Origin of the sequence: Paenibacillus xylanilyticus (assembly GCF_013359935.1) — a bacterium.
In the GTDB taxonomy this organism is placed as follows: Bacteria; Bacillota; Bacilli; order Paenibacillales; family Paenibacillaceae; genus Paenibacillus; species Paenibacillus xylanilyticus.
Genome location: NZ_JABMCB010000077.1, coordinates 1 through 394, shown reverse-complemented (window position 1 = coordinate 394; position 394 = coordinate 1). Strand labels below are relative to the sequence as shown.

The window sequence follows — 394 nt, the reverse complement described above, 5'->3', positions numbered from 1 at the left end:
GTCCCAGTGTGGCCGATCACCCTCTCAGGTCGGCTACGCATCGTCGCCTTGGTGAGCCGTTACCTCACCAACTAGCTAATGCGCCGCAGGCCCATCCTCAAGTGACAGATTGCTCCGTCTTTCCAGCTCCCTTCAGGCGAAAGAAGCAAGTATTCGGTATTAGCTACCGTTTCCGGTAGTTGTCCCAAGCTTGAGGGCAGGTTGCCTACGTGTTACTCACCCGTCCGCCGCTAAGTATCAAGGAAGCAAGCTCCCTATCAACTCCGCTCGACTTGCATGTATTAGGCATGCCGCCAGCGTTCGTCCTGAGCCAGGATCAAACTCTCCAATAAAGTATTGAAAAGAGCGATTAGCTCATTTTGAATCTGACGAGATTAAAAATCTCAATTGTGCT

1 rRNA gene is annotated in these 394 nt (G+C 51.5%); it reads right to left on the bottom strand.

Going from position 1 to position 394, the window contains the following annotated elements:
• Nucleotides 1-332 (bottom strand): 16S ribosomal RNA (locus tag HP552_RS00630); the annotation flags it as partial.
• Between the last annotated feature and the right edge of the window lie 62 nt (nucleotides 333-394).